The 387-nt window shown below is 69.3% G+C and carries 1 protein-coding gene; it reads left to right on the forward strand.

Annotated elements, in window-relative coordinates:
* The coding region (locus IE99_RS0128590; RefSeq protein ID WP_037560289.1) for an alcohol dehydrogenase catalytic domain-containing protein at window positions 1-387 on the forward strand (387 nt) is incomplete at both ends.

Here is a 387-nt window from a genome sequence, read left to right on the forward strand (position 1 = left end):
AATGGGGCGTCCGCTGAGGAATTGGCGGGGCTGGATGTGCCGGGGGAGTTCACCGCGGCGCATTTGCGGGTGGAGGACGTGGGCATGTTCGCGGGGGCGGCGGACAAGGATGTGCGCAAGTCGCTGCGGGTGGGTTCGGTGCCGATGCCGGAGCTGGCGCCCGATGAGGTGCTGGTGGCGGTGATGGCGAGTTCGATCAACTACAACACGGTGTGGTCGGCGATCTTCGAGCCGTTGCCGACGTTCGACTTCCTGCGGCGGTTCGGGCGGACGGGCGGGTACGCGGCGCGGCATGACCAGCCGTTCCATGTGCTGGGGTCGGACGCGGCCGGTGTGATCGTCCGCACGGGTGCGGGCGTCCGCCACTGGAAGACCGGCGACCACGTC

It is taken from the genome of Spirillospora albida, assembly GCF_000718255.1.
In the GTDB taxonomy this organism is placed as follows: domain Bacteria; phylum Actinomycetota; class Actinomycetes; order Streptosporangiales; family Streptosporangiaceae; genus Spirillospora; species Spirillospora albida.